Below are 1,744 nucleotides of genomic sequence, written 5' to 3' on the forward strand. Positions count from 1 at the left end.
AACTCCGGATTTTGCTGAAGAAATTAATGCAGATGGTTGGTCTCCGGATGCTGCTTCAGCTAAAGATCAAGCTTTAGAATTAATTGGTTAATTATTCTAATTAATTAAGCTAAATTGATGATAGATATTCTGTGAAAGGAGAGATGAGTTTATGGAAAGAATGGTAAGAAGTAATTATAAAATTAATCAGAAAGTTAACTTCTCTAGTCTTAGTGAGGAAGAGTGTGAGAAAATTTATTTAGCGGCTGTTGAAATTTTAGAAAGAACTGGAGCTGTAGTTCATGATGAAGAGACTCTTGAGGTGCTTGAAGATGCAGGTTGTTGGGTTGAGGGAGAAAAAGTAAGATTTCCTTCAGGAGTAACTCAAGCTGCGGTAAATTCAGCACCTTCTCGAGTTGTTTTTTGTGATCGTAATGGCGATAGATCAATAATTGCTGAAGGAAATAATACTTATTATGGACCAGGACCAACTAATAATTATTACATAGATCCGATGACTGGAGAAAGAAGAAAGCCTAAAAAAGAGGATAAGGCTGATGTAGCAAAAACATGTGATTACTTACCAAATATTGATTTTGTAATGGATTTAGGTACTCCAGATGATGTAACAATATCATTGTCTGATATTCATTCTTTTGATGCTATGATCCGAAATACTACTAAGCCTATCTTTCATTGGGGATTTGACATAGACCAGTATGAAGATATTATTGAAATGGCTGCAGTAGTGGCTGGTGGAATGGAGGAGTTACAAAAGAATCCATTTATTGCTCTTTATTCAGAACCAACACCTCCATTGATTCATTCAAAAGAGGCAATTGCTAAGGCTACTTATGCAGGTAAGTATAAATTACCTATTATTTATACACCATGTGTTATGTCCGGTGGTACTACTCCGGCGACATTGGCTGGAACATTAGCATTAGGCATAGCTGATAGTTTAGTAGGCCTTGTTGCAAACCAACATTTAAATAAAGGAAACCCATTTATCATGGGTGGAGTATATACTATCATGGATATGAATAGTACTGTATTCTCTTATGGTTCTCCAGAGTTCTTAGCTTTACAATCTGGTATTGCAGAAGTAGCTCATCATATGGGAATTCCAGTCTTTGGAACTGCTGGTTGTACAGATTCTTGTACTTTAGATGGGCAGGCTGCAGGAGAAGCAGCAATGAGCATTTTAACTGCTGCTCAATCGGGAGCTAACTTAGTACATGATGTAGGATATACTGAATATGGTTCTACTGGTTCCTTATATCAGCTAGTAATGGGTGACGAAATCATCGGTATGGTTAAAAGAATTATGAAAGGTATTAAAGTTGATAAGGAACATTTGGCTACGGATGTTATTGATGAAGTAGGGCCAGGTGGTCATTTCATTGCTCAAGACCATACAATGAAACATTTTAAGGATGAGACTTGGTTCCCAGAATTAATTAATCGTCAACGATATCCTGGTTGGAAAAATGATGGTGGCACTACTATGGGTGAGCGAGTTATTGATAAGACTCAAAAAATTCTTAAAGAGCATCAAGCGGAACCACTTTCAGAAGATATTCTTAAGCGTCTTGATGAAATTGTTGAAAATGCTGAAAAGAGAAATAAAGATGAGTAAAATAGATTAGTTAGTGATATAAAATTAGTTCAAAAGGAGGAAAAATAATGTCAGATTTTGAGAAGTTAAGCGATGGTGTAATTGCTGGTGAGGTTGATAGAGTAGTTGGTCTTACTCAAGAGGCAA

At 36.2% G+C, this 1,744-nt stretch carries 1 protein-coding gene; it reads left to right on the forward strand.

The window, feature by feature from the left end; all coding sequences use genetic code 11:
* Positions 1 to 151 precede the first annotated feature (151 nt).
* Positions 152 to 1,618, forward strand: a complete 1,467-nt coding sequence (locus B5D41_RS13935) for a trimethylamine methyltransferase family protein (protein WP_078811226.1) — start codon at positions 152 to 154, stop codon at positions 1,616 to 1,618.
* The last annotated feature ends 126 nt before the right edge of the window (positions 1,619 to 1,744 follow it).

Origin of the sequence: Selenihalanaerobacter shriftii (assembly GCF_900167185.1) — a bacterium.
In the GTDB taxonomy this organism is placed as follows: Bacteria; Bacillota; Halanaerobiia; order Halobacteroidales; family Acetohalobiaceae; genus Selenihalanaerobacter; species Selenihalanaerobacter shriftii.

Excerpts from the sequence above, each read along its gene's own strand:
- B5D41_RS13935 (WP_078811226.1), top strand. The coding sequence starts at position 152 with ATGGAAAGAATGGTAAGAAGTAATTATAAAATTAATCAGAAAGTTAAC.